The sequence below is a fragment of the Patescibacteria group bacterium genome (assembly GCA_041662665.1).
Classification (GTDB): domain Bacteria; phylum Patescibacteriota; class JABMPQ01; order JABMPQ01; family JAQVVF01; genus JAQVVF01.
Window position 1 is genome coordinate 165,215 of record JBAZSC010000001.1, and the last position, 19,283, is coordinate 184,497.

A 19,283-nucleotide genomic window follows, 5' to 3' on the forward strand; every position below is an offset into this window, starting at 1 on the left:
CAGAGCTAATTGCTCTGTTTTAAATTGTTCTTTGCGCTAAAATAAGTTAAAATAACACTAAGGTTTTAAAATTTATAATTAGAAATTTAATAAAAATTGAAAATTGAAAATTGTAATACAAATTTATGTCAAATAAAAATCAAAATGTCTCTGAATTGAGACAAGATATCGTCTCCAAAAACTGGGTCGTTATTGCGTCAGGCAGATCAAAAAGACCAAAAACCTATCAAGGAATAAAAGTTGCTGTTTTAGAACAGCCAAAAAAAGATTGTCCATTTTGCAATTTTGATAAACAGCCTGACACTCATGTCACTTTAATTCATCCTTTAATTCCAAATGATCCATATATTGCTGAATTAAAAAAAGAAGGCAACCCTTTGCCTACCTGGAAAAAAGAGCCATATAGCATCATTGATGTCCAAAACAAATTTCCAGCTTTTGTGTCAGATCAAAAATTTACCGAAAAACAAGTTGGACCTTACAAGGTATTGCCTGGCTTTGGCTATCATGAAGTCATAATTCCAGCTTCACATAACAAAACTTATGGTCAGTTAGCAGATTCAAGAGTCAAAGAAATAATTGATGTTTTTCAAGCTCGCTATTTAGCTTTAGCCAAAGAACCTCATATCGATTACATTTCTATAATTCATAATCACAGACCAGAAGCAGGCGCATCAGTTGCTCATCCTCATTCTCAGCTTTTTGCAATTCCAGTTATTCCAAAAGATATTAGAAATTCTTTGCATGGCTCAAAAAAATATTTTGCCGAACATGGAAAATGTCCACATTGTGAAATTTTAGAATGGGAGAGAGAAAAAAAAGTTCGCGTGATTTTTGAAAATGATGATTTTATTGCCATCTGTCCATTTACATCTGTTGTTGCTTTTGAAGTCAGAATTTATCCAAAGCTTCACTCGCCATATTTTGAAAGAATCGAAGATACAGAAAAAATAAATCTCGCCAAAGCATTAAAATTTTCTTTAAACAAACTTTATAAGGCTTTAAATGATCCGCCATTTAATTTTTTTATCCATACCGCACCAGCTGATGAGCAGAATCATGATCATTATCATTGGCATATTGAAATTTTGCCAAAAGTCACAATCTGGGCTGGCTTTGAATTATCAACAGGTATTGAAATTTCAACAGTCGAACCAGAAGAAGCTGCAAAGCTACTTCGAGATACTAAGTAAGAAAGTTATTAACAAGTTATCATTTGCTATTATCTTTTGGCTTACTTATAATAAAAACATACAAATCTAAAAACAAATGTCATCCTGAGCCAAAGCTTCGGATCCCGAGAATAAGAAAATAATTACGGGATTCTTCCTGCCCGCAGTGCTACAGCGTTGCAGGCGGGCGGCTTTGGCCTCAGAATGACGCGAAATTTTTCATTTTGCATTTATAATTTTTAATTTTTTGAGAGGTGGTGATAATTATGACTAAGATGGCTTTAATTGAAAAACTATCTGCCAAATTAGGTATTTCAAAAAGAGAAACTGATAAATACATTTCAACATTTGTTGAAATCGTCACTGAAGAGTTAAAACAGAATAATAAAGTTGCTGTTACTGGTTTTGGTACTTTTTCTGTTTCAGATCGAAAAGCAAGAGAAGGTGTCAATCCACAAAATCCAAAACAAAGAATTACAATTCCAGCGATGAAATTACCAAAATTTACTGCAGGAAAAACACTTAAAGATAAATTACGTGCTGTTTAAGATTTTATTTTTATATATTTAAAAAGGCGAGAATCAATTCTCGTCTTTTTTAAAAAACCAAAAAAAATCCCAAATACCAAATCCCAAACAAATTACAATAACCAAATTACAAAATTTTAAGAATAAGTTTTGTGATTTGTAATTTGTTAATTGTTTGGAATTTGGGATTTGTAATTTCGACGTTTAATTGTTAAAATCATTTCATGCATCAAATTTTAGATCAACTTAACGATATCCAAAAACAAGCAGTTCTTCATCAGCAAGGACCTCTTTTAATTTTGGCTGGTGCAGGTTCAGGCAAAACAAAAACATTGACTCATCGCATTGCTTATTTAGTTGCTAATGGTGTTTCGCCATTCAACATCTTGGCAGTTACATTTACCAACAAAGCAGCTCAAGAGATGAAAGAGCGTGTTGGTAAATTAATCAAAAGCCTTAATTTGCCAAAATATTCTTCTAGTCAAAAACGGATTGATTATAGATTGCCTTTTCTTGGCACTTTTCATGCAATTTGTGTTCGGATCTTAAAAATAGAAATTGAACATTTAGGTTACAGTAAAAATTTTAATATTTATGATTCTGAAGATCAGTTATCCGCAATCAAGCAGTCAATGCGAAAATTAAATTATAATACCAACGAAATAAATCCAAGAATTATCCATTCTATTATTTCTAGCGCTAAAAATGATTTATTAGAACCAAATGATTTAAAAAATAAATCTAATGAATTTATCGAAGAGGTGGCAGGAGAAACTTATGAAGTCTATCAATCTTTTTTGAAAGAAAATAATGCTCTTGATTTTGATGATCTAATCATGATGACCATTAAAATTTTTCAAAAATTTCCACAAATTTTAGCAAAATATCAAAATCAATTTCAATATGTTTTAGTCGATGAATATCAAGATACAAACAAGGCTCAATATTTATTAGTAAATTTATTATCAAAACGTTATCAAAATATTACTGTTGTTGGTGATGATTGGCAATCAATTTATTCTTGGCGCGGTGCAGATATTTCCAATATTTTGAATTTTGAAAAGGATTTTAAAAAAGCCAAGACTTTGAAATTAGAACAAAATTATCGTTCAACTCAAAATATCTTAGATGTTGCCCATTGTATTATCGAAAAAAATAAAAATAAAAAAGATAAAAAATTATGGACTGATAATGAAAAAGGCGACAAACCAGTTTTGTTCGAAGCCGAAGATGAGCAAGAAGAAGCAAGATTTATAATTGATGAAATAAATAATTCCAAGCAACCATACAATCGATTTGTTGTTTTATATCGCACGAATGCCCAATCTCGATCTTTAGAAGAAAATTTTTTAAAGCACGATATTCCATATAAAATTATTGGTGGCTTAAAATTTTATGAACGAAAAGAAATTAAGGATATCATTGCTTATCTTAGAGTCATAAATTCTTTCAAAGACACAGTTGGTTTAAGCAGAATTATCAATACTCCGCCAAGAAGAATTGGCGCCAAGACTTTGGGAGCTTTAGAAAAATATGCCAAACAAAATAAAATTGATTATATCAAAGCAGCAATTGCTTCAGAAAAATTAACTGGTGTTTCAAGTCAAACAAAAAATAATCTCAATCAATTTGGTTTAATTATGGAATATTTAAATGCTAAATCAAAAGAAATAAATCTGACTTCTTTAATTGATTTATTATTACTAAAAATAGGTTTTAAAGAATTTATTTTAGATGGTTCTGAAGAAGGCGAGTACCGTTGGGAAAATATTCAAGAAATCAAAACAGTTGCTTCAAAATTTGATGATAATAAAGATGGTTTAGCAAAATTTTTGGAAGAAATTGCTTTAGTTTCAGATACCGATGAAGTTGATGATAAAAATAATTCTGTGACGTTAATGACAATGCATTCTGCCAAAGGTCTAGAATTTAGCAATGTTTTTATTGTTGGTTTGGAAGAAAATCTTTTTCCTCATTCAAGAGCGCTTGTATCGCAAGAGGAGCTTGAAGAAGAGAGAAGATTGTGCTATGTTGCTATGACTAGAGCTAAAGAAAAACTCTATTTAATTTTTGCCAAAACCAGAGAAATCTTTGGTCAAATGCAAGCCAATCCAGTCTCTCGTTTCATCGAAGATATTCCCAAGAAAAATCTTGATTCCTATTCCAAATCTTTCAATCAAAATGTTGTTTATCAAGATAATAAAAAAGATTGTGAATTTAAGTCAGGCGATAAAGTAAAACATGCCGAATTTGGCAAAGGTATGGTTATTGGTTTTAACGAAGATTTAATCACTGTTATTTTTGAGAAAATCGGAATAAAAAAATTGTCTTTAGAATACGCAAAGCTGAAGAAGATTTGAGGTTCTACCCAGCTTTAGCTGGGGTTCGAAAAACTTTAGTTTTCGTCGGCGTTCTACTGCAACTTTAGTTGCACAAACCCCAGCTGAAGCTGGGTCATAAACGAGTTACTACCCAGCTTTTAGCTGGGGATTAAAAATTTTGGATTGCAAAATTTTTACTGCAACTTTAGTTGCAGTAGTAGAAATTATATTATGTTTCCAAACAAAGTCCTTGGCCAAAATTTTTTAGAAAATGAAGCAATAGTTGACAAAATGTTAAAGTCAGCTGAATTAAGTTTGCAAGATATAGTTCTAGAAGTTGGTCCAGGTCAAGGCGCCATAACTTCCAAATTATATCCAAAAGTTAAACAAGTCATTGCCGTAGAAAAAGATGGAGAGTTAGTCAAATATTTAGAAAACAAATTTAAAAATGCCAAAAATTTAAAAATTTTAGAAGGCGATATTTTAAAATCCCAATATTCAATATTTAATATTCAATCTTACAAAATAGTTTCTAATCTACCATTTTATCTTACCTCACGTTTCTTAAGAGTTTTTCTAGAATTACAAAACAAGCCGTCGTTGATGGTTTTAATAATTCAAAAAGAAGTTGCAGAAAGGATTTGCGATCAACCTCCTCAAGCAAGTCTTCTTTCAAATTCTGTTCAATTCTATGGCAAGCCAGAAATTATTGATATTGTCCCAAAAGAAAATTTTAATCCGATTCCAGAAGTTGATGCTGCAATTATAAAGATAAATGTTTTTAAAGAACCAAAAATAAAAGTTGATAATGTTGATGAATTTTTCAAAATTTTAAAAATTGGTTTTTCTCAAAAAAGAAAACAACTTCATAATAATTTTTCATCAGGTTTGCATATTAGCAAAGAAGAAGCTAAAAAATTATTGCAAAATTGCGGCATTAATCCAGAAAGACGAGCACAGACTTTGAGTTTAGAAGAGTGGGAAAAGCTGTATAAGTTACTAGTAACTAGTGACTAGTAACTAGTTACTCGAATAAGTTATACACAAGCAACAAAAATCAGAGAAATAATTATTTTATTTAGGCTTAAACAAGGTTATTATTCTTATAACTTACAACTTATAACTTATTTCTTCGTTTTGACACAAATTCATAAAATTGTTATTATTAAGCTAATAGAAAAAGTCCGCAATTTCTGCGTTAGCTTCTGCGTTAGCTTCTGCGTTAGCTTCTGCGTAGTTTAGCGAGTATTTACAAAACAAAATCAAATTAATCAAAATGGCGAAACGAAAGCTCAAGCTATTTTTGCTTGTTATTTCCGGCCTCTTTATCTTTGGTGTAGGCTATATTTTCGCACAAAAATACCAAGACGATAATCAAAGTTCAACGAGTTCTTTTTTTCAATCAAGTCTTGATTCAGATAATGATGGCATAGTTGATGATCAGGAAAGAAAACTTAGTACAAATCCATATTTAGCAGATTCAGATTCTGATGGTTTTACTGACAAGCAAGAGGTTGATACAAAACACAATCCAAATGTTGCCGAATCTAAAGATAATCTAGATCAAGACAATGATGGTTTAATTGGTTCAGATGAGAAAAAATTCGGTACTGACCTAAATAATGCTGATTCAGATTTTGATGGTTATCAAGATGGTGAGGAAATTGCTAATGGTTTTGATCCAACAAAAGCCAATTTAGGAAATATTAAGGCTCTGCTTAGCCAAATTCCAGATGAAAAAAAGCAAGAAGCAAAAGATATAACTGGAGTTGATCTAACTACTGGTTCATCAATTGATTCTTTGCAAGGAGTTCTAAATTCTGATCAATCTGAAGATTTGCAAAAAAATATTGATCAAATAGTAAGTGGCGCAAATCAGGAATTAACTTTAGTTGAAGTAAAAGATAATGAAATAATTATTTCAGGTGATTCAAATTCTGAAACAAAAGATCAATATTTTGAATCATTTAACAATATCGTAAAACAAAATCTAAATTTTTTGCTAGATCCAAATATTCAAGGCGAAATGATTAGCAAATATGGTGAAACAGAAACAACAATCAAAATTTCTCAAGCCTTCAGTAAATCAGCTGATGAATTTGAAAAAATAGCAGTTCCAAATGATTCAGATCTTATTAGTACACATCGAAAAATGATTTCTGTTTTCAGAACTTTATCGCAAAAATATGATCTTATAGCCAATTCTCAAAGCAATAATTTGCCAACATTATCTCAAGCTCTAAAAGATATTTTGTCTTTAAATAAAATATTATACGAAGATATATTTGTTAAAATAAAAGAATTATCAATTTATTAAACGAGCAAATTCCGCGTTTTCTGCGATTAAAAATTTATTTCAAAATTTTTAATTTCCGCGTAATTCTGCGTTAAAAACTAATTAAATAGACTAGTAGCAATTAAATTTATAAATGCTTAAAAAAATATCACTATTACTGTTAATCTTAACTCTATTCATTACTTATAATGCTACTATTTTAACTGTCAAAAAAGCAGATGCCATTCCAGTAACAATCGATCTTCCAAGAGATACTGCAGATCGTGTTGGCATCACAATTTGGAAAGCTGCAATTTATCCATTAGTTCGCGATATGGTTTTATCTTTTGTTTCAACTGGCGATTTCAAGCTTAGCTGGAATAATGTTAAAGATTGGTTAATTCACGATTTAGCTTTTCAAACCGCTAATGCTATTTTGCAAGAATATGTTGGTTTTAATTTGTGCACCACAATTGGAGCAGATGTCAGGATTGCTCTACTTCAAATGTACGATGACACTGGCTTTGCGCCAGATTGTACCTTTGATCAGAGTCAGCTTGCTCAAGTGACGGAAAAGCTCTTTTCGGATGATAGCACTTCCGCTTGGCAAGATGTAAGAAATTATTATTATGCCAATTTTCATTTAAGTCTTTTAGGCGAGGCAAATCAATTTGGCACTTGGTTCAAACTGCGAGATAATATCAATGCTCAAGCGAATCAACGCCAACAAAATATCCGATTTGAAATGCTAATAAATGAGGGATTTTTAGGCAATTATGATTGTGCCGGTGTTCCAGAAAGCCGTCGTCCAGATGATTGTCGAGTTTTATCTCCTGGCATGATTACTGCAGAATTAATAAAAAGTAGCATAAGAGATCCAATGGATTCAGCTCTCAAGGCCCAAATGATAAATGATGTCGCAGCTCTTGGTGGAGTTGTTACTGATATGTTGAAAAATAAATTTATATATTCTATTTACGATAAATTATAAAATTAATAAAATAGTTTTAGTCAGTTTCTGTGTTTTCTGCGTTAGATTCTGCGTCATTCTGCGAAAACGTTTTAAGCGCAGAAAAACGCAGAATCTAACGCAGAGTCAAAAATTTTTATAACAAAATTTTTGACGCAGAAAAAATAGCCACAATCAACTTGTTCAAAAATAAATCAAAATTAAAAAAAATATTAATAATTGCAATTTCCCTTGCTCTGTTTTTGATACCAACAGTTTTTGTTTTCGCGGACACAGGAGCAACTACAGCTCAGGCTAGTACTGGAACTAATGTCATAGATAAAACACTTTTGGGAGCAGTTACTTTGATTGTCGGTGGACTTTGCTATATTGCTGTTACAGTAATCACATTAGGCTTATGGATTATTGGTACAATTTTTGATTGGGTTATTGGTGGAACAACAATCAATGCTAGCTCAATGAATGAAATTGTTACAGCTGGTTGGGTATTGGTACGAGATATCTTAAATATTATTTTCGTTCTTGCATTATTAGGCATTGCTTTTGCGACAATCTTAAGAATCGAAGCCTATCAATTTAAAACTTTATTGCCAAAATTATTAGTTGGCGCTTTGCTAGTTAATTTCAGCAAAACAATTGCATTAACATTAGTAGATTTTTCAAATGCTATTATGAGCGGAATAATGGGCACTCAAAATGGCGCAACAGCTTCTGCTTCTCTTTTAGCTTTATTTAATGTTTCCAGTTTCTTGGATTTAAGTATGAATTTAGGAACACAGCTAAAAGTTGCAAGCACTGAACCTGCAGTATTAGGAACGAACATATTAGTTGTTGTGTTTTTAGGAATGTTTACGATGGCTTTAGCTGGATTAGCAGTTTTGTTAGTTATTCGTACTGTTGTTTTAATGATTTTAGTAGTTTTTTCTCCAATTGCTTTTGTTTTAAATGTTTTACCAGTAACTCAAAAATATGCCAGCAAATGGTGGGAAGAATTTACAAAATATTTATTTGTTGGTCCAGTTGTTTGTATTTGTTATCTATTAGCTCTTCTTTTTGCTGTTAAATTTTCTCAAGGTGGAGGAATTACTGGTCTTACGGGTAATGTTGCTACGCAATTCAAAACCAATGTCGGCATGTCATCAGGCACAATTGGTCAATTCTTCGGCATGGCAATCGCTTGTGGAATTATGTTTGTTGGATTTACTTTTTCAAAAGAAGCAGCTGAAGGTTTAGCTGGTTCGGCGATGGGATTAGTTAAAAAAGGATTAATGGGAACAGCTGCATTGGCTGGCGGATTTGGAGCTAGAAAATTAAATGAATCATTAATGTCTGGTAAAAAGGGAAATATTGGCAAATTAATTTCAAAAGGATTGCAACTTGCTCGAGTTAGTCCGGGAACAGCAGACAAAGCTGGTGATCTTACTAAATTCCTAAGTCCGACTTTAGTTGCCGAAGGCTGGAAAGAAAGACAAGCTAAAAGAACAGCTGAAGCAATGTCCGGTGGCGCTGGTTTTATTCATGGCAGGATCAATGCAGTTACAAATAAAATGCCATGGCTATTTGGCAAGGATGAAACTGATTTTGAACGACGTGGTCAAATGGAAAGTGTTGATAAACATATGTCAGAAATGAAAAAATATGGCAAAGGCAGTCATGAATATTATCGAAAAGAATTACGTGATTCTTTGGTCAAAAAAGATATGAGTCGGGCAGAAGCAGCTGTTATGTTGCTAGAAGGAGATGTGAATTTCAATGAAATTATGCGTGATGGAGTCTTGGGAAAAATGGTTGGTAATAAGTCGTATGATAAAGAAGGAAATGTTACAGGTTCTACGAAAACAGATTCAGTTACCGGCGCAGTAACTCCGATAGACAATACTCATAGCACCTCTTATGAAGCCTGGCAAGATTTCTTAATCCATAATTTCGGCAATCAGCGCGCAAAGTATATTGCTGGTAATTCCAATGATCTCTTGAAAGGTAAAGGAGAATGGGATAAAGCCGAATCTGTTAGAATTAATGAGCAAGGTCAAATGTTTTGGAATCCTGATCATGCTAAAGATGCAGCTGTCGAATGGTCAAAAGTTGGTTCTAGAAGTTCTGCTGCAGTTCCTAGATTTGCTGTCTCTAATGAGAGGTATCAAAATGGTAGTGCTGTTGAACTCGCAATATCTCCAGTTCTACAAGAATATTTAAAAATTGGTGGTGTCAAAGGTTATTCTAAAGGTACTTTGGAGCAATTTATGCCGGATGCAACCAAAAAAGTTGTTCAACAACTCGAGACTCAGGTACGTGGAGTAATATCTGCTACGACTGTTTCAGCCCCAGCACAAGCAGCAGGTACTGACTTTTTGACAATAGTGAGAGATCAGACCGGTGGAGAAGGTTTTTATCCAGGCACTACTAGAATTGTCGACAAAATTTAAAAGTATTATCAATAAGACATGCAAAGATTAAGTTTAACACAATTAGTCGATCAAAATATTTTTGACAAGATTTTCAAACAAGCACAAGACTGTGAGCGTTTTAGTTTTCAAGGAGAATATGGTCCAATAGCTTATCAGATTATTTTGACAATTGATAATGCGTTGCAAAAATTCCCTCAATTGAAATCAGAAAATCCAGAAATTTACAAAAAATATAATGATCTAAATATTCATCTAAAATTCCATTGCCAAGAATATCTGCCAGATGATAATGATGTTTTAGATCTCTATGAAAAACATTTAGCTGATGCTTTGAAAAGAAATATGAATTTAGAAAGATGGCTTCGAAACAAGCTTATCTCAATGCGGATGACTTATCGCGATGAATACGTGAACAAAATAAAGGCAATAATCAAAAAAAACCAGCAAAAAATTGGTGAAAAAGAAATCATAATTTCTAATAAAAAATATCAGCCAACAATTGAAAATTGGATCAAAGATTATGAATATGAAGCTAATCCCGGCATCCATTCTTTAGTTGAAAGAAATAATTATTTTTTCCAATCCAAAAATCCTAGAAATTTGAATGAGCAAGAAAAGAAAGAATTAAAAAAACTTTTGCAGCTTTTTGATCGAATGCAATTAAAAATAACTGACGCTGGAAGTTTAACTGGTTATTCAGCATCAATGTATGGCATTGAACTCAAAAAAACAGTTGATTTAGGCGCTTTTACAACCAAAGAGCAAGAGCATATTGATAAGGGAATCAAACAGCCTGCATCAAGTGTCAAGCCAATCCCATTCCCAACTAAAAAAACAGAACAGCGAGAAAAATTATTAGCAGAAAACAAAAAACTTGCCGAAAGAGAAATGCTTGGTGTAGTAGATATTAAAAAACTTCAGGCAGCTGAACCAAGCAATAGATTTATTGCATCTATAAAGAGAATCGGCAAACCAATAAAAAAAACAGAACCAAAAATTGAAGAAACAAAAGTAATAAAAGCAGTTCCAGAAAAAGAAGTTGTCAAAGAAATTGCAAAGCCAAAAACAGAAGAATTACCAAATCCTCCAAAAAAAGTTTTTCACAAAGAACACAAAATTTTAACCCCAGCAAAGCCAGTCATTGTTTCCAAACAAATCAACAGAATTCAAAATCTTACTATTTTAGAATTCAGAGATCTAGGTACTGATGCAAAACAATCCGCGCAGAAATTATTAAATAATCTTCGCGATATTGCCAAGACTCATGAAGAGAGAAAAATTGCTCAAGAAAATTTCATGAAAAGTCCGCTTTACAAATTATATGAGGCAATGACAAATCAAAGCGAAACAGAAAAAAAATCAATCAGCCAAGTTTCAAAAGATAGGCAAGATCAGAAAATGGAATATTTGTCGGAAGATGAATACATCGCGGTGAAAAGTATAAGCAAGCTTATCTAATTTCCAATTAACAATTTCCAATTTTCAATAAATTACCAATTTTCAATTTACAATGAATTCTCGCAGTTTTGAAAATTGGTTATTGGAAATTTATTGTAAATTGGTCATTGAAAATTGAAAACTAATTTTATGCAGTATCCCATTCCTCAATTTGTCGAAATAGAAGACCAGATTATCGGCCCTCTGACTTTAAAACAATTTTTTTATTTATTAGGTGGCGGAATATTTTTACTGATTGCTTGGTCATTTGTTGATCTGACATTATTCATTTTTCTAGCAATAATTGTTGCTGGAATAACAATGCCATTAGCTTTTGTCAAACCTTATGGCAGACCATTGACTGATTATCTTTCTGCAGTTTTCAAATACATTTTAGGTCCAAAAATATTAGTCTGGCATAAAAGTGGAAGAGCTCCGAGAGTAAAAGCCTATGATCTTAATAAGAAAAAATCTGGTCCAGAAAAAATCACCATTGGCGAAAAAAAATATACACCAAGCTCTATTCATCGTCTTGCAAGACAACTTGATTTTAAGACGGTCATGAGCGAAAAAAAATAATCATAAATGATCAATTTCCAATTCTCAATTTTCAATAAGTTGCCAATGAACAATTTTCAATGGCTACTTCGTAAGTTTTGAAAATTGGTTAATTGATAATTTATTGGAAATTGTAAATTGATAATTGAAAATTAAAACTGATGTCCAAAAAACAAGACAAGAAAAAAAATAGTGCTGAAACAAAGCAACAAGAAGAAACAATGCTTTCAAGCAAAGCAGTCAAGAAAGAAGAAGAGACTACTCAGAAGTTTTTAAAATTGTCTGGAATTAGAGATGGAATAGTAATTTTAAATAATAAAGCTCTACGAGCAATTGTAATGTGTTCATCAATTAATTTTGCTTTAATGTCTGAAGATGAACAAAAAGCAAAAGTTTTTGGCTATCAAGATTTTTTAAATTCATTAAATTTTCCAGTTGAGATTGTCATTCAGACCAGAAAATTAAATATTGGAAGTTACTTAGAAAAAGTCAAAGAAGCAGAAAGAATGCAGGAAAACGAATTATTGAGAATCCAGACAGCAGAATATGCTGAATTTATCAAATCTTTAGTTGAACTAGCAAATATCACAACTTCTCATTATTATGTTGTTGTCCCATATTCTCCTCCTGGCATTGAAGCAACAGAAGGAATTTTAGATAAACTAAAAGGCATAATTTCACCAGCTTCAAAAATAAAAGAAGAGCAAGTTGGTTTTCAAAAGCAACAAGAAGAGCTTTTGCTTCGTGTTAATTCAGTTATCAGTGGTTTAGGCGGAGTTGGAATTCAATCAGCACAGCTAAATACTCAGGAAGTAGTTGAGCTATTATATTCATGGTATAATCCAGATGAGAGCACCACTGAGATTTTAGGAGAATTAGAGAAGCTCAAGATAGAGCAGGCATAAAAAAAATCCCAAATCCCAAATTCCAAACAAATTACAAATCACAAAAAACAAAATTGCCCGAACAAAATAAAACTAACAAATTATATAATCTCGAAGACCGAACTTTAGAATTTAGTAAAAGAGTTGCCAATATGTGCAACGCTTTGCCTAAAAATTATATTAATATTGTTTATATAAATCAGATTTTAAGATCAGGGAGTTCGATAGGTGCTAATTACATAGAAGCAAATGAATCATTAGGAAAAAAAGATTTTAAAATGAAAGTAAGAATTGCTAGAAAAGAAGCAAAAGAAACAACTTATTGGCTGAATTTAATAATAGATGCTAATCCAGAATTTAGAAAAAGAATTGAACCATTATTACAAGAATCAATCGAAATAAGAAATATTTTATCAACAATAATAAACAAATCTAATTAATTTTTTTTGTAATTTGTATTTTGTATATTGTAATTTGTTTGGAATTTGGGATTTGTAATTTATAATAACGTTATGCAGGACAAAGATTTGCCAGTTGGCAAAAAAAATATCGAAAATTTGACTGAAGATGAGCAACAAGAAATCCTTAAGGCTGAAGAAATTTACAGAAAGGGTCTGGTTTCGATTCGCGATATTATTGCGCCAAGTGCATTGCAGGTTAATCCAAATTTTCTTAAATTAGGCGACAAGTTTGTCAGAACTTTGTTTATTTTTACATATCCTCGTTTTGTAAATACTGGCTGGTTTGCTCCAGTTATCAACATGAACATCGAAGCTGATATGGCGATGTATATTAATCCAGTTAGCTCCGAAAAAATCCTAAAAACTTTAAAAAATAAAGTTGGACAAATCCAATCCACAATGGCAGGCAAGCAAGAAAAAGGCGAAGTTAGAGATCCAATGCTAGAAACAGCACTCAATGATGTTGAAGAACTTCGCGATCGTTTGATACAAGGCACAGAAAGATTTTTTCATTTTGCATTATATATCACAATTTACGAGAATTCTGAAAAAAAATTAGAGCAAACAACCAAAGAAATTGAAGATTTACTTGGTCAAAGATTAATTTATTCCAAGCGAGCTTTTTTTCAAGCTGAACAAGGATTCAATACTACAACTCCGCTAGGTTTAGATGAACTAGGAGTCCTCAACAATTTTAATACATCTCCATTATCAACTAGTTTTCCATTTGTTTCTTCAGAATTAACTTCCGATGAAGGTGTTCTTTATGGAATTAATCGTCATAATAATAGTCTAATTTTATTCGATCGTTTTACTTTGCCAAATGCTAATTCAGTTGTATTTGCAACTTCTGGTGCTGGAAAAAGTTATGCTGTAAAATTAGAAATTTTAAGATCTTTAATGTTTGGAACAGAAGTTATCGTCATTGATCCAGAAAATGAATATAAATATTTATGTGAATCAGTTGGAGGAACATTTTTAAAAATGTCTCTAGAATCAGAATACAGATTAAATCCATTTGATTTGCCAGTAGCAATTTCCGGCATGAAAACAAAAGACATTATTAGATCTGCAGTTATCAATATCAAAGGCTTATTAAGAATCATGTTGGGCCGTCTTACTAAAGAAGAAGATGCTTTGTTAGATAGAGGAATTATTGAGACATATGCTAAAAAAGATATTACTGCTGAATCAGATTTGTCAAAAATAGAAGTTCCGACAATGAAAGATCTGCAAGAAATTCTAGAAGGCATGCAAGGAGCAGAGGATATAGTTCCAAGAATTAAAAAATATACTGAAGGCACTTTTGCTGGATTATTAAATCAAGCCACAAATGTCAGAATTGATAATCCATTTGTCGTTTTTAGCATCAGAGATCTAGAAGATGAGTTACGTCCAATCGCAATGTATGTTATTCTTAATCATATCTGGAATATTGTTAGAGCAGAGATGAGAAAAAGAATTTTGGTAGTTGATGAAGCTTGGTGGATGATGCAATACGAAGAATCTGCCAGATTTATGTACAGTATTGCCAAAAGAGGCCGAAAATATTATCTTGGCACAACCACAATTTCTCAGATGTTAATGATTTTCTAACATCAGATTATGGTAAAGCAATTGTTACTAATTCCGCTTTGCAATTATTATTAAAACAATCTCCAGCCTCAATTGATTTATTGAAAAAAACTTTTTATCTAACAGAAGAAGAAAAATATTTACTTTTAGAATCAGATGTTGGTGAAGGTATTTTCTTTGCAGGTAGCAAACATGTTGCAATTAAAATAGTCGCTTCATATTCAGAAGACCAAATCATTACCACAGATCCAAAACAATTATTAGAATTAGAACAAGCCAAGAAGAATTATGAACAAGAACAAAATGTTTAAAAACAAAAGCCACAAATCCCAAATTCCAAACAAATTTCAAATTACAAATCACAAAATTGCAAGTTTGTTTATTGTGATTTGTGATTTGTTTGGATTTTGGAATTTGTAATTTATTTCTATATTTAATAAAATAAAAATATGTTTAAAAAATCTTACATCATTTTAGCTCTAACATTAATTGCACTTGCAACAACTGCCTTCGGTTGTAAAAAAGCCGACACAAATACTAATCAGCCAGCCAATCAAAATGCAAATGTTGTTGCCAACAATACAAACGTGGTTGCAACAAATGATAATGAGTTTCCGATTGTAAATGCCAATGAAGCATTAAATGCAAATGAAAATGTTACACTTAATGTCAATGAAACAGAAAATGCAGTTACAGAAAATTTAAATGCCATCGAAAATCAAGGCGAAATAAAAGTTGAGCAAGACCAAGAAAAAACAGTTTTAGCTTTAGCTTCAAAAATTGCTGAAATTTACGGCACTTTTACTAACAAGGACAAAGAAGCCTACAAAAATCTAAAAACAATCAAAACTTACTCAACAGAAAAAATGAGCGCTTTTCTTGATGAACAAATTGCCAAACCGATAGATCCAAAAGCATCATTTTATGGTGTAACCACAAAAACAATCAGTTCTGGAATTTCTGATACAACTGATAAAGAAATGACTGCCATTGTTACAACCAAGAGAGAAGAAATCACAGCTCAAAATAACAAGCCAACTGTCAAATATCAAATTTTAAAACTTGAATTTACAAAAGTCGGTGAAGAATGGAAATTAAGCGGGGCTTTCTGGTTGTAATAATACAAATATGCAAATTTATGCAAATGATACGAATATACGAATTCGCAAATTATAATTAGTTCTAAAAAGTGATTTACAATCAAAAATAAAATATTCGCTCGATTCGCATATTTGCAACATTTGCATTATTCGTATATTCGTATTATATTTTCACGTTTCTACTCGATAATTTTTTTAAATAATCAGTATGAGAAATACTGTTAGTGATATAAATATAAATAAAGAATTATTTTATTATGAAAAACTAAAGGAGATTAAACACAAAAAAAAATCATCTCCAGATTTTGATAATTATAAAAAAAATTTTTCTTCAAACTATGGTGCGCATTTAGCAAATCAAAAAAGTATCTCTGCTTTTGATGGAGCAGAAGGAGCAGAAGCAGAACAATCTGCTGAAGAAATGCCAGATACTGTTGCAAGAGGTGAAGAAGGCGGTAACTATGAACAATTTAACCGTCTAAAAAGTGAAGCATTAGAAAGAGCCAAAAAAACAAAAGGCGGAGCAGAAAGAGCAGCTAAAGTTGCGAAAGCAGCTCAACAGCTTAAAAATATAAAAAACATAAAAAATTTATTAACGTTGGTAAAAGCTTTTGCCGCTTTTGATCCTATTACATTGTTGGTCACTTGGGTAATTATGAATGTTCAGTTTATCGGTGGCAATATCTTTAAATCAAAAAAAATTCCTCCACTTGGAGGGATCGAATTACTTATCTATATTCCAGTCGCAATTTTCGTTTTTACCTTTAGTCTTCCTATGATTATGCTACCTCTCATTACAACCGGATTAGTTGGTGGCGCCCTTGCAGGCATTGCAAATATTGCGAGTTCAATTGGCACAAACATAGGTATATAAAATATATGAACAAAAACAAAATAATCATTTTCTTTGGGTTAATAACATTGCTTTTAGGTTTTAATCAAGTTTTTGCGCAAGACGAGGTTCAATTCCCAAGCGATCTGCAAAGCTTTATTAATGCTAACCCAAACAATATTACTTCGAATGATCTTAAAAACATGCTTCCATTAAGCGTTACTTTAGATTATTCTCCAAAGCCAGTTTCAGCAACAAGTCCAGTCAAAGTGACAGCTAATGCGATTAGCAGTACTCAATCAAATGGCGTAACTTATCGCTGGTTTTTGGATGGCCAAGAAAAAAAGGTCAGCAATTCTGTTTTTGAATTTAATATGAATGAAGGATTAATTCGCCAAGATTTGCGTTGCGGAGATTCTCGAGAAATAAAAGTTGAAGCCTCAAATTCTAATACTAAAGAAAAAGCAATTTCCACATTAAAAATTCCGATTGGCTTAGATTTGTCATTTAACAAAAGATCAATTGGTGTTGCTGATCAAAATAATGCTGCTACAACAGATTATAATTTGAATAAAGCAGATATTGATCCAAATAGCATTATTTTGCAGGCTCCAGATATTTTCTTAAAGCCAACTCCTTCGCAAAATGAATTTCGTTTTGGAGATATTGTTCAAGTTGAAGCTGTAGATTTAAGGAATACTTATAACAATCAAGCTTGTACTTCCGCTTCCAATTTCACAAGTTTAGACAGCTATTTAGATAGCCTAAATTATCAATGGACATATAATGGAACAGTTCAACAAGGAAAAAGCGGCAAAGGACAAAAATTTAAAACTGCTTCTTTCGTTATCAACACTTTGCCTGCACAAGTAATCCAAAATGATTTAGGATCATGCAACGCTACACAATCCCAAAATATCAATGTTGTTGGTTTAACAATTGCAGATTCTTCTGGAAAAACTTTAGCAACAAAGCAAGAATCATTAAATGTCATCGCTCCTCAAATTAATATCAAGCCAATTTGCGGCGCTTTCGGCAAAGATGTTAATTGCGCAAATATTAATTCCACAAATTTAAAATCAACTTATGGCGTTGCTCAAAGTTATCAATTAAATTCTGGCCAAACAATTAATTTTCAAGCAAATTTAAATAATTTTCAGCCATCACAACAATTAAATTTAATTTGGAAAGTTAATGGCACAGAAGTTGATAACAAAACTATCGTTGATCCAAATACTCCATATTTCACTTCTCCAAATCTTACAATGACTAGCCAAATTCAGATTGTCGAAGTTAGCGCAATTAACACTGTCTATAATTCCAATCAAACAGAAAATGCCACTCAAAAAATTATTTTAACTCCAACTCAAGTTAATGCCCAAATTTCTACATCTGGCACTCTAGGATCATTGCAAAAATTCTTGCCTAAAAATTTCCGAAATTTATATAATTTTATTGCAGCAGCCGGATTATTAGGTATTATAATTTTATTAATAACTATAAAAGAGAAGAAAAAAAATGGATAGAAAAAGAATATTAATTATCATTGGTATCGTCGCGTTGATTATTGCTTTCGCTGCAACAATCTATTTTGTGATTTTCCGAAAGCAAACAAAAGTTGCTTCAGATCTTCCAGCTTTAAATGAATCAGAACAACAAAGATTGCAATTAACAAATGAAGAAAGAGCTGCCGGCGTTACTGAAGACCAAAAAATCCAGCAATATGTTGCTGAAAAAAGGAAAGAAATTGCCTTACAAGCAGAAACAGCAGTTACAAATAAATATCGAGTCATTCCAGTCTTAAACCAAAAATCAATTAGCCCAACATTATCAGCTGATTTTAGTAAACTTATTTTTTACAGCCCAGAAAATAAAGAATTTTATGTTGCCAATTTAGATGGCAGTCAGCCTTCGCCAATAACTTCATCTGCAATTGACAAAGTTTATGATATTTCATGGTCCAAGAAAAAAGATCGAGCAGTCATGACATTGTCAGACAATCAAGGATTGACCAGAAATTATTTAATTTTTGATATTAACAATCAAAAACAAACTCCAGTTGATCCAAATTTCAAATCTCCAACATTATCTCCAGATGGTGAAAAAATCGCATATTTATTTAAAGACAAAGCATCAGGCACTTCCAATATTTCTGTTTCTAATTTAGATGGCACGAATTGGAATAGCGTTTCTCCTTTTGAAGGCGAGTTTCCAATTATCAATTGGAATCTAGAATCAAAGCTTCTTTATTACAGCGAGCCAAGCACTCAAACAAATGCCACTGCTTTTTCCGCCAATATTATTGGCAAAAGTTTCAATCAATTAGTTAGTGATTTTGGTCTTAATGTTAATATTTCAAATGACGGCAACAAAATTGTTTATTCAGGACAAAATGTTTCAAGCGCCACTACAACAAATTTGCAATTCTATGATGTTTTAGCAAATAAAAATGTTGATTTAGGCGTTCAAACATTTGCTGATAAATGTACTTGGCTTCCAGATAATCAAAATTTAATTTGCGCAATTCCAGAGAATCTAAGCAAATGTATGATTTTGCCAGATGCCTATAATAATTATAATTTTGTTTCCAAAGATTCTTTCTTCAAAGTTGATACTCAAAATAACAAGACAACAAAATTAGCAGATACAAGTTTATTCGCTCAAGATTATGATGTCTTCAAGCCATTCATGCTTGGCGAAAAAATAATGTATTTTACAAGAAGACAGGATGGATTGCTTTATGCGTTTGTTATTCCTTGACGA

17 protein-coding genes are annotated in these 19,283 nt (G+C 31.9%); all 17 read left to right on the plus strand.

What is annotated here, in order from left to right; translation table 11 throughout:
* Positions 1 to 125 precede the first annotated feature (125 nt).
* The 17 genes from WC663_00910 to WC663_00990 all read left to right on the plus strand — a co-directional run bounded on the left by WC663_00910 (position 126) and on the right by WC663_00990 (position 19,280).
* Complete coding sequence (locus WC663_00910) at positions 126 to 1,193, plus strand: galactose-1-phosphate uridylyltransferase (protein MFA6295892.1); 1,068 nt, start codon at positions 126 to 128, stop codon at positions 1,191 to 1,193.
* A gap of 245 nt (positions 1,194 to 1,438) precedes the next feature.
* Complete coding sequence (locus WC663_00915; GenBank protein ID MFA6295893.1) at positions 1,439 to 1,720, plus strand: HU family DNA-binding protein; 282 nt, start codon at positions 1,439 to 1,441, stop codon at positions 1,718 to 1,720.
* Between the two features lie 203 nt (positions 1,721 to 1,923).
* Entirely contained in the window at positions 1,924 to 4,059 is a 2,136-nt protein-coding gene (locus WC663_00920; GenBank protein MFA6295894.1) for a UvrD-helicase domain-containing protein, read from the plus strand.
* A 192-nt stretch (positions 4,060 to 4,251) separates the two neighbouring features.
* Positions 4,252 to 5,037 carry a 16S rRNA (adenine(1518)-N(6)/adenine(1519)-N(6))-dimethyltransferase RsmA gene (rsmA, locus tag WC663_00925; GenBank protein ID MFA6295895.1) on the plus strand — a complete coding sequence of 262 codons (786 nt, stop codon included), beginning with the start codon at positions 4,252 to 4,254 and terminating at the stop codon, positions 5,035 to 5,037.
* A gap of 259 nt (positions 5,038 to 5,296) precedes the next feature.
* Positions 5,297 to 6,337 carry a hypothetical protein gene (locus WC663_00930; protein ID MFA6295896.1) on the plus strand — a complete coding sequence of 347 codons (1,041 nt, stop codon included), beginning with the start codon at positions 5,297 to 5,299 and terminating at the stop codon, positions 6,335 to 6,337.
* A gap of 112 nt (positions 6,338 to 6,449) precedes the next feature.
* The gene (locus tag WC663_00935) at positions 6,450 to 7,286 is read left to right on the plus strand and encodes a hypothetical protein (protein ID MFA6295897.1); all 837 of its coding nucleotides are present in this window, start codon (positions 6,450 to 6,452) and stop codon (positions 7,284 to 7,286) included.
* A 221-nt stretch (positions 7,287 to 7,507) separates the two neighbouring features.
* Positions 7,508 to 9,691 carry a hypothetical protein gene (locus WC663_00940; GenBank protein MFA6295898.1) on the plus strand — a complete coding sequence of 728 codons (2,184 nt, stop codon included), beginning with the start codon at positions 7,508 to 7,510 and terminating at the stop codon, positions 9,689 to 9,691.
* Between the two features lie 18 nt (positions 9,692 to 9,709).
* Positions 9,710 to 11,131, plus strand: coding sequence for a hypothetical protein (locus WC663_00945; protein ID MFA6295899.1), 1,422 nt, complete (start codon positions 9,710 to 9,712; stop codon positions 11,129 to 11,131).
* Positions 11,132 to 11,260: 129 nt separating this feature from the next.
* Positions 11,261 to 11,689, plus strand: coding sequence for a PrgI family protein (locus tag WC663_00950; GenBank protein MFA6295900.1), 429 nt, complete (start codon positions 11,261 to 11,263; stop codon positions 11,687 to 11,689).
* Between the two features lie 140 nt (positions 11,690 to 11,829).
* Positions 11,830 to 12,573: a hypothetical protein gene (locus tag WC663_00955; protein ID MFA6295901.1), complete on the plus strand. Its 744-nt coding sequence runs from the start codon at positions 11,830 to 11,832 to the stop codon at positions 12,571 to 12,573.
* Positions 12,574 to 12,626: 53 nt separating this feature from the next.
* The gene (locus WC663_00960) at positions 12,627 to 12,992 is read left to right on the plus strand and encodes a four helix bundle protein (protein ID MFA6295902.1); all 366 of its coding nucleotides are present in this window, start codon (positions 12,627 to 12,629) and stop codon (positions 12,990 to 12,992) included.
* A gap of 72 nt (positions 12,993 to 13,064) precedes the next feature.
* Positions 13,065 to 14,609, plus strand: a complete 1,545-nt coding sequence (locus WC663_00965; GenBank protein MFA6295903.1) for a DUF87 domain-containing protein — start codon at positions 13,065 to 13,067, stop codon at positions 14,607 to 14,609.
* A 38-nt stretch (positions 14,610 to 14,647) separates the two neighbouring features.
* On the plus strand, positions 14,648 to 14,899 hold the full coding sequence (locus WC663_00970; GenBank protein MFA6295904.1) for a hypothetical protein: 252 nt from the start codon (positions 14,648 to 14,650) through the stop codon (positions 14,897 to 14,899).
* Positions 14,900 to 15,037: 138 nt separating this feature from the next.
* Positions 15,038 to 15,706, plus strand: a complete 669-nt coding sequence (locus tag WC663_00975; GenBank protein MFA6295905.1) for a hypothetical protein — start codon at positions 15,038 to 15,040, stop codon at positions 15,704 to 15,706.
* 190 nt (positions 15,707 to 15,896) lie between these two features.
* Complete coding sequence (locus tag WC663_00980; protein MFA6295906.1) at positions 15,897 to 16,562, plus strand: hypothetical protein; 666 nt, start codon at positions 15,897 to 15,899, stop codon at positions 16,560 to 16,562.
* A gap of 5 nt (positions 16,563 to 16,567) precedes the next feature.
* Entirely contained in the window at positions 16,568 to 18,046 is a 1,479-nt protein-coding gene (locus WC663_00985) for a hypothetical protein (protein MFA6295907.1), read from the plus strand.
* Positions 18,039 to 19,280: a hypothetical protein gene (locus tag WC663_00990; GenBank protein MFA6295908.1), complete on the plus strand. Its 1,242-nt coding sequence runs from the start codon at positions 18,039 to 18,041 to the stop codon at positions 19,278 to 19,280. The genes WC663_00985 and WC663_00990 overlap by 8 nt, the downstream gene beginning before the upstream one ends.
* Positions 19,281 to 19,283 lie beyond the last annotated feature (3 nt).

Excerpts from the sequence above, each read along its gene's own strand:
- WC663_00910 (MFA6295892.1), top strand. The coding sequence starts at position 126 with ATGTCAAATAAAAATCAAAATGTCTCTGAATTGAGACAAGATATCGTC.
- WC663_00915 (MFA6295893.1), top strand. The coding sequence starts at position 1,439 with ATGACTAAGATGGCTTTAATTGAAAAACTATCTGCCAAATTAGGTATT.
- WC663_00920 (MFA6295894.1), top strand. The coding sequence starts at position 1,924 with ATGCATCAAATTTTAGATCAACTTAACGATATCCAAAAACAAGCAGTT.
- rsmA (MFA6295895.1), top strand. The coding sequence starts at position 4,252 with ATGTTTCCAAACAAAGTCCTTGGCCAAAATTTTTTAGAAAATGAAGCA.
- WC663_00930 (MFA6295896.1), top strand. The coding sequence starts at position 5,297 with ATGGCGAAACGAAAGCTCAAGCTATTTTTGCTTGTTATTTCCGGCCTC.
- WC663_00935 (MFA6295897.1), top strand. The coding sequence starts at position 6,450 with ATGCTTAAAAAAATATCACTATTACTGTTAATCTTAACTCTATTCATT.
- WC663_00945 (MFA6295899.1), top strand. The coding sequence starts at position 9,710 with ATGCAAAGATTAAGTTTAACACAATTAGTCGATCAAAATATTTTTGAC.
- WC663_00950 (MFA6295900.1), top strand. The coding sequence starts at position 11,261 with ATGCAGTATCCCATTCCTCAATTTGTCGAAATAGAAGACCAGATTATC.
- WC663_00955 (MFA6295901.1), top strand. The coding sequence starts at position 11,830 with ATGTCCAAAAAACAAGACAAGAAAAAAAATAGTGCTGAAACAAAGCAA.
- WC663_00965 (MFA6295903.1), top strand. The coding sequence starts at position 13,065 with ATGCAGGACAAAGATTTGCCAGTTGGCAAAAAAAATATCGAAAATTTG.
- WC663_00975 (MFA6295905.1), top strand. The coding sequence starts at position 15,038 with ATGTTTAAAAAATCTTACATCATTTTAGCTCTAACATTAATTGCACTT.
- WC663_00980 (MFA6295906.1), top strand. The coding sequence starts at position 15,897 with ATGAGAAATACTGTTAGTGATATAAATATAAATAAAGAATTATTTTAT.
- WC663_00985 (MFA6295907.1), top strand. The coding sequence starts at position 16,568 with ATGAACAAAAACAAAATAATCATTTTCTTTGGGTTAATAACATTGCTT.
- WC663_00990 (MFA6295908.1), top strand. The coding sequence starts at position 18,039 with ATGGATAGAAAAAGAATATTAATTATCATTGGTATCGTCGCGTTGATT.